This window comes from Tritonibacter horizontis (assembly GCF_001518015.1).
Taxonomy (GTDB): domain Bacteria; phylum Pseudomonadota; class Alphaproteobacteria; order Rhodobacterales; family Rhodobacteraceae; genus Epibacterium; species Epibacterium horizontis.
Genome location: NZ_LPUY01000068.1, coordinates 1 through 6675 on the forward strand (window position 1 = coordinate 1; position 6675 = coordinate 6675).

The following is a 6675-nucleotide window of genomic DNA, read 5'->3' on the forward strand; positions in this document are numbered from 1 at the left end:
CGCGGCGTCAGGAGACCGCAGGCGCGTGACCAATGCGCGGCATCGCGTTCGGGCGCGAATCCCGGCGGCATGATCGCCGCCAGCCGCCCACCGGGCGCGAGACGCTTGGCAGCCGCGACGAGATGTTTGGCGGCGATGTGCTTGTCTCGGGAGCGATCGACCGATGAGGCGAAGGGCGGGTTCATCACCACGACGTCGGGTAGAAGCGGCGACTGCAGCAGATCGTCGATATGCTCGCCGTCATGGCCCGTCACCTCGCCGCCGAAAACCGCGCGCAGGAGGCGCTGGCGAAAGGGGTCGATCTCGTTGAGCAAAAGCGTGGCACCAGCCCGGGCGGCGAAAGCGGCCAGTGCACCGGTGCCAGCCGAGGGCTCCAGAACGGTCTCGCCCTTGCGGATCGCCGTGGCCTGCAAGACCAGCGCCGCAAATGGCAGCGGCGTGGAAAACTGCTGCAGCCGGATCTGCTGCTCTGACCGGCGCGTTTCCGTCAGCAGCCGCGAGGCAAGCAGCCTTGCAGCGGCGACATCACCTGCCACGCCGTCCCCACGCAGCAGCACCTGGACAGCCGCGGCCTGCATCAGGTCATATGCCATACGCCAGTCCCAGGCACCGCCGGCATCGCTGCCATGAAACGTCTCGCGCATGACGCGCGCGAGCGCTGAACTGCGCAGGGGTTGGTGGTGGATCTCTGTGCCGATAAGCGCTAGCGCAGAGGCGAGATCGGCTTCGGAGATTGCGAGAGCCGGGTTGGCCGTTCTGGGTTTGGACATGGGGATTTTCCTTTGGATCAGGGTCTGAGTTCCAAAGGACAAAAAGCCCGCTTTCGCTTTTCAGGGTGACGGGGGTCAGACCGCGCTGACCTCCAAGGCTTGGTCAGGACTTGGGTTCGACCTCCCGTTTCGCATCAATCAATGCCTGTGCGGCCTGCATCACCTGAACTTGAGATGTTCCCGTGCATTTCTCCTCCAGCGCGGCCTGCACCTTCGCGCGAAACCACGCGTCATACGAATTGACATCAGCCGCCACGGAAATGCTCCTCGAGCCCGATATCCAGCAGCTTGCCGAAGTCATCGGGCATGTCTGCAACGTGCACAGCAATTGGGAAACGGTGCCCCGTCAGGTCAAGCGCGCATTGCTCCTCTAGCCCGAGGTGCTGCCTATCCTTTTCCGCCTCAATCATTGTGCTTTCTCCGACCCCATTATCAGCCGATGCTACATCTTCCAGCGGGGCGTCGTAAACGACAATGCCAAAGGGTCACAGCAAGCTGGCCCACTTACCGATCGGGCACCGCTTCAAGGGAAGTTTCGAACCGCTTGGCCGCCGCTGCAGCTTCTTTCAAGAGCGCGTCGAAATTGTCAGGTGGATTGCCATCTTCCAACATCCCTTTGAACGTCGCATAGGCATCCGTCTTGCTGCCGTAGGCGCGCAGGGTCTTGTCGTCATTCACCCAGGCCACCACGATGACCTTCGCATCGCTGTTGAACCGATAGAACAGCCGATACTGCTGGAAGAATTTCGCCCGGAACCAGTGCTTGCGGTGATCGCCGAGTGTGCCGCCTTGCCGGAAGGCGGCGGCACCCGGATCTGCCGGTATGGCCTCGGTGACCAGCTTGAAGATGGCGGCCAGCCGTTTCGTCGGGTTTTTCTTGCGCCAGGTCTTAGGATCGCGTGCCTTACGCGCCTCGACTTCCTCGATCAGCCCTTCGATCTGGTCCAGAAAGAGCGGATGCGCATAAATCGACCATCCGTTTACGACAAGGGGCGCTTGGACTGGCACGCTATCGCCGGTCATTCATCCTCGAGCGATAGCGGCGCATCGAGATCGACGTCAACGTCTCCGACCAGTGCTGCAAGACGGTCATGCAAAGCGCCATCGAACGCTCGAATGCGGTCCGGATGCGCCTTGATATCGGCCTCGACAAAATCGAGAAAGGCGCCGAGCGCAGGATCATCCTCGTCGCTGCGCACGGGCTCGATATAGACCCTGCCACTCGGCTCGGTGCAGTAGCGAATCTGGTCGCCCTTGCCCAATTTGAGCTGTTTACGCACACCCGCCGGCACGGTCGTCTGATACCGATCCGTGAGTTTCGAGACATCTTGTGCGAACGCTGTCATGGCAGTCTCCTGAAAGAAAAGGGTCTTTGCTGCCTGCGATAGGTAATGCATTTGCATTGCCTTGTCAAGACAAGCTGCAAGATCTGCTGTCGCCGGGGAGGTCGATGAACCGTCCGGCACAGGGCCTAATCTCGCCCCGCGAAATACTCCGCCAGCACCGGACTGGCCGCACCCTTCGCGGAGCTGAGCAGCTCCGAGCCCGCAAGCGAGGCCCTTGAGAGCCGTACGAGCCCGTCGGTCTCCTCGATGCGGTAGCAGCGGCGTTTCTGCCGGCCCCGCCTGTAGTGGGTCGCGGTGACGAACTGGCATGTACTGCCATCGGTGAGCGTCACAGGGGCGGCGAGCTTGATCCTGTCTCCTTCCTCGTAGTCCGGGATTGCAGCCCAGTCCCGGCAGCGCTGGCGCCAGGCATGGGCATAGCTGTCGGGGTCTTTCAAGCCGGAGAGAAGCTTGATCAGGCCAAGGGGAGCGCGGGACTCGTTTGGGCCACCGCTTTCTTCAATGTCCTTGTAGCCCCAGCATCCATCATCGTAGCGGGTGAGGAAGACGGCTCCGAAGGTGATCGAGCCGTCCGCATCCGTGACATAGGTCGCGTCCTCGACAGCGGTGCCGTCGAGATTGGTGACCCTTGCGGCCGCATACCAGGTGGAGCCGACCTTGCAGGCTTTCACCAGTTCGGTTTTGCGCGTGTCGCCCTCGAAAGTGCAGAGCCGGGCAATTTCCGCTTTCTCATCCGCGTAGGTCTGGACGCGGCCGTCGGTATAGAAGAGCCAACCCATCACGCCGCCCTCCGGTCATCGATTTCCATCAGGGCATCGAGCGGCACGCGGTAGGGCTGCATGGCATCGAAATCCTCGCAATTGCCGCAGTTCTGCACGATCGCGAAGGTGTCGCAGGCATCCTTAAGGATGACCCGGAACGTGCCGCCAAGACCTGAAGGCACCTCGTATGTCCCTCCGATGAGATAGTCCGAGGCCCGGCGCACGAAGACGCGGATACTGTGGCCATCGGTGGCGAGCCGGATCGCCCCCTGCCCCCGGTCTATGAGCACCTGCACGTCATCCAGGATATCGGTGTAAAACTGACCGGTCAGGTCGCGGAACGCCATGCGCCGCTGCGCCATCCAATCGGCATCCCGAAACGGGTTCAAGCCATCGGCGAAGGCAAAGGAGGGATCCGCCTGCTCGGTCGTGACGATACGGGTGGTCGTGCCATCAATGCCGTTCGAGCGCAGATGCACACCATTGCCGACGATGAGGATCAGGGCGGGCCTGTCCACCGGCCCGTTCCAGTTAGGCAGGAAGGTTTTGCAGGCGCGCGCATGAGCGATCTGCGCCGCGACGGCGCAGGCGGAGAACTTGAGAATAGCCATGGGGATGTCTTTCGGTTGGGTGTGGGAGGGTCGACCCGCGCAGGGAAGGGCTTGCACGGGTCGTGTGGTGGCTCAGGCCGCTTGCGCGACCTCGCTGTCAGGCTCGGGAGTTTCCGCAGCGGGTTCCGCCTCATCACAGGCGACACCGGCGGTCTGCATCATCGGCGGGCACCAGGCGGCCACGGCAGCGCGCTGCGCGTCGGTGAGGGTGGCGAAGGGTTCGGCAAAGAGCTTGTCGCAGAAGGCGACGATCTCCTTCTTGCTCGACGAGGCCAGCGTCACCGCTTCTTGAGCGAGACCCAGATCCTCGCCGAGGATCTTCAGGAGCCAGGCCTTTTTGAAGCGGTTGAAGAGCGCCGCATTCGGCGTCCAGTGGGCGCGGATGTCGGGCATGATCTCAATCTCAAAGTCATGCATCAGGCTGTCGCGCCGAGGATCCCGCGCGAAGCAGGACTGCGTGGTGCTAGCCGTGGCATAGGCGACGAGCTTGGTCTTTTCACCTGCCTCCAGCGCACGAAACGCCGCGAACTGATCGACGGGCGCGCGGGTGTCATCGAGCCACGAAAGGTCAAGCGCATCATGCGCCGCCCCCACCTGCTCGAGCGAGGTCTCGTCGATCTCGTCCATCTTGGCGTGGGTGCGGTATTCCTTGCGGGCGTCGATCTTGATCGCCTGCGTGACACTCATGCCGCTGGCCAGAACGTCACTGACCAGCTTGAAGAGCGTCAGATCGAGAGTGGCCTCCGGATGCAGCGCCATCGCGGCGCCAAGGGCCATGGCCCGCTCGGTTTTGAGGTCCTCGGCCAGCGAGGCTGGATAAGTGATTTCGCCCGGGTCCGGGGCCTCCTCCCCGGTCGGGCTAGCCGAGGAGCCGCGCGCGCCCTCCTCTTTGACGGTGTCTTCCGGGCGGACGAGGCCAACATGGAGCGTGATTTGCCCACCCTGCCACGACGCGATCACCCCAGACCGCGCGAGGTCCTCGGCGCTGTAGGCCTCCTGCAGGTCGCGGGCTTCCTCTTCCAGTGCGTCCACGCGGTCGTAGAGAGCGTTGTAGGCGTCGTCCTCGAGCCCCTCATCCTCCATTTCGAGCTGCAGTTTCTCAAGCTCGGCGGTGATCTCATCGATGCGCTTCTGGACAGCCTCATCCGGCTCGATCGGGCCGGGATAGACGCGGCCGTAGTCGGCCATGGTCGCGTAATCATAGCGCACCATCGCATCGGCCCAGGCAAAGCCCAGCCTCATACGGGCCTCCTCGGCGGCGGCGGTCAGTTTCTCGAGAAGGATGGCCTCGACAAGCGACGCGTCTTCGAGAACCGAATGCTCTTCCAGAAGATCGGCCGCAACGGCACCGCCCCGCGCTTCATACTCCTCGCGCACAAAGGCCCCGATATCGTCGCTGACCTGCACGCCTCGGGACTTGAGCGCCTGTCGCACGGTGTAGGCTTGCAGGTAGTTGTCTTCCTTGGCCAGCGCCTCGAAGACCTCGCGCTGCGCCTCCTGGCTCGGGTGCTCGGCGAAGGCTTTCATCGTGTCGAGCGTGATCGTCTTGGCCCGGGCTGCGGCGCGGATGTCAGGGTGGATCAGGCCATAGCGCAACCGGCCTTTCACGGCGGCGACCGTGGTGCCGAAGGTCTTTGCGATGGTCTCGGGCGACTGGCCGTCGATCTCCATCATCCGGGCGAAGGCCTCGAATTCGTCGATGGCGTTCATCGGCGCCTGGGTGATGTTCTCGGCGAGCGACAATGCCGTGGTCACGTCGCAGTCTTCCGGCACGAGGCGGCAGTCCACCTTGGTCTTCGCGGTGAACCCCTTGGCGGCCTTGTCCGTGACCAGCTCCTTCAGCGCGGCATGTCGCCGGCCACCGGCAAGCACGGCGTATTTGCCGTCGAGCTTCTGAACCAGGAGCGGCTGGAGCAGGCCCAGCACAGCGATACTGGCTTTCAGATGGGCGATGTTCTCGGAGTCATAGGTTTCCGGGGAGTTGCTGCGCACATTGGCGGGGTGGGCAGTCAGATCGCCAATAGCGACGGAGACGGGTTTGAAACTTGCGGTCATGGGATGTCCTTTTCGATGGGTAGGGTGCGGCCCGCGCATTCAGATGCGCGGCCAATCCCCGTCTTCAGGGATCACCACAACAAAAGGCCCACTCTCCCTTTGAGGGGTCAGTGGGCCTTCATCGCCTGGGGTGTCAGGAGAGGGTGTCCCCTGCCCTACCAGTCGCGCGCCAGCATGATGGTCAGCACACGCATGGTCGTGGCAGGATTGTCCGGGGTCTCAGCTCCGTAGCGGAAATCCGAATCCGCCTCATAGAGATCGATTTTCCAGAACACGGTCTCTCCCCGGATCTCGACCGCCCCGAAATCGTGCCAGCCCTCGGGATCATTCTCAGGCTCGAATGTATCGAACGCACCGGTGGCCTTCACCGCCTCGGCCATGAAGCCGTCACCGGCCTCCATGAGCGAGCGGGTGACATGCATCCGGCCTTGGATGGGCTGCGCAGGCGGCACGCCAAGGCATGCAAGCTTGCGGAAGGCATCGTTCTGCACCGCGATCACGGTCGGATCCGGACGGTCTGGCTGGGGTTGAACATTCATGGACATGGGGATCTCCTTTGAGAGGTTTGAAACACCCTTCTCAAAGCCCGCTTTTTCTTTTCCGCTTGGCGGATGAATCGAGGCCGAAGACGCCCTACCCGAACAGCCCTTTGGGTCTGTAATTCGGGTTGGGGATGGTTTCGATCCAGCCGCCTTGTTCTTTGATGCTCTCGAGCGCTGCCGAGAGCGGATAAGCGCCCTCGGCAGCGCTCCACCAATAGGCACCGCGCTTGAAGGTGATGATCTTGCGGCGGCCGTCGTTGAAGCAGGCCACCCGCAGCGTTTTGGGTTCCTTACGTGACATAGGTGTCTCCGTTCTCCGTGCGGTCAGGCGGCCTCGGCACTGCGACCTGCCCTGCCCACCTCCGATCTGGCGATCAGATAGTCGCAAGCGCGCTGCGCGTCAGCGGCGTGCTTGAAGATCGCGCCCTTGTCCGACCGAAGAACGCGCAACCAGTTGTGGAGATAGGCGGCATTCATCTCGAGCGTATGAGCCGTGAAGCCGAGCGTCTGACCCAGGAACACCGAGGTCAATTCTGCGACTTATCCTGACAGTCAAGCTCGAAATATGCCTTGTCAGTGACCGCAGACAG

At 62.6% G+C, this 6675-nt stretch carries 10 protein-coding genes and 1 pseudogene; all 11 read right to left on the minus strand.

Annotated elements, in window-relative coordinates:
* Positions 1-770: methyltransferase (locus TRIHO_RS11770; protein WP_165595911.1), on the minus strand; the 770-nt coding region annotated here is incomplete at its 3' end.
* A 103-nt stretch (positions 771-873) separates the two neighbouring features.
* Entirely contained in the window at positions 874-1026 is a 153-nt protein-coding gene (locus tag TRIHO_RS11775) for an antitoxin PaaA2 family protein (RefSeq protein WP_005668776.1), read from the minus strand.
* Positions 1016-1180 carry a hypothetical protein gene (locus TRIHO_RS23915; RefSeq protein WP_165595912.1) on the minus strand — a complete coding sequence of 55 codons (165 nt, stop codon included), beginning with the start codon at positions 1178-1180 and terminating at the stop codon, positions 1016-1018. The genes TRIHO_RS11775 and TRIHO_RS23915 overlap by 11 nt, the downstream gene beginning before the upstream one ends.
* 94 nt (positions 1181-1274) lie before the next feature.
* A complete protein-coding gene (locus TRIHO_RS11780) occupies positions 1275-1793 on the minus strand; it encodes a type II toxin-antitoxin system YhaV family toxin (RefSeq protein ID WP_005668774.1) in 519 nt (172 codons plus the stop codon).
* Complete coding sequence (locus tag TRIHO_RS11785) at positions 1790-2116, minus strand: type II toxin-antitoxin system PrlF family antitoxin (RefSeq protein ID WP_068243657.1); 327 nt, start codon at positions 2114-2116, stop codon at positions 1790-1792. The genes TRIHO_RS11780 and TRIHO_RS11785 overlap by 4 nt, the downstream gene beginning before the upstream one ends.
* Positions 2117-2241: 125 nt before the next feature.
* Positions 2242-2895: a DUF6927 domain-containing protein gene (locus TRIHO_RS11790; RefSeq protein ID WP_068243649.1), complete on the minus strand. Its 654-nt coding sequence runs from the start codon at positions 2893-2895 to the stop codon at positions 2242-2244.
* Entirely contained in the window at positions 2895-3488 is a 594-nt protein-coding gene (locus tag TRIHO_RS11795; protein ID WP_068243650.1) for a regulator, read from the minus strand. The genes TRIHO_RS11790 and TRIHO_RS11795 overlap by 1 nt, the downstream gene beginning before the upstream one ends.
* 72 nt (positions 3489-3560) lie before the next feature.
* Complete coding sequence (locus TRIHO_RS11800; protein WP_068243651.1) at positions 3561-5543, minus strand: ParB/RepB/Spo0J family partition protein; 1983 nt, start codon at positions 5541-5543, stop codon at positions 3561-3563.
* 155 nt (positions 5544-5698) lie between these two features.
* Positions 5699-6088: a DUF3768 domain-containing protein gene (locus TRIHO_RS11805; protein WP_005617042.1), complete on the minus strand. Its 390-nt coding sequence runs from the start codon at positions 6086-6088 to the stop codon at positions 5699-5701.
* Positions 6089-6176: 88 nt separating this feature from the next.
* Complete coding sequence (locus TRIHO_RS11810) at positions 6177-6386, minus strand: DUF6330 family protein (RefSeq protein WP_005617043.1); 210 nt, start codon at positions 6384-6386, stop codon at positions 6177-6179.
* Between the two features lie 23 nt (positions 6387-6409).
* Positions 6410-6625, minus strand: a pseudogene (locus TRIHO_RS11815) (zincin-like metallopeptidase domain-containing protein); the annotation flags it as partial.
* Between the last annotated feature and the right edge of the window lie 50 nt (positions 6626-6675).

Bases quoted from the DNA above. Each gene is read 5' to 3' on its own strand.
- TRIHO_RS23915 (WP_165595912.1), bottom strand. From the start codon at position 1,180: ATGATTGAGGCGGAAAAGGATAGGCAGCACCTCGGGCTAGAGGAGCAA.
- TRIHO_RS11780 (WP_005668774.1), bottom strand. From the start codon at position 1,793: ATGACCGGCGATAGCGTGCCAGTCCAAGCGCCCCTTGTCGTAAACGGA.
- TRIHO_RS11785 (WP_068243657.1), bottom strand. From the start codon at position 2,116: ATGACAGCGTTCGCACAAGATGTCTCGAAACTCACGGATCGGTATCAG.
- TRIHO_RS11790 (WP_068243649.1), bottom strand. From the start codon at position 2,895: ATGGGTTGGCTCTTCTATACCGACGGCCGCGTCCAGACCTACGCGGAT.
- TRIHO_RS11795 (WP_068243650.1), bottom strand. From the start codon at position 3,488: ATGGCTATTCTCAAGTTCTCCGCCTGCGCCGTCGCGGCGCAGATCGCT.
- TRIHO_RS11800 (WP_068243651.1), bottom strand. From the start codon at position 5,543: ATGACCGCAAGTTTCAAACCCGTCTCCGTCGCTATTGGCGATCTGACT.
- TRIHO_RS11805 (WP_005617042.1), bottom strand. From the start codon at position 6,088: ATGTCCATGAATGTTCAACCCCAGCCAGACCGTCCGGATCCGACCGTG.
- TRIHO_RS11810 (WP_005617043.1), bottom strand. From the start codon at position 6,386: ATGTCACGTAAGGAACCCAAAACGCTGCGGGTGGCCTGCTTCAACGAC.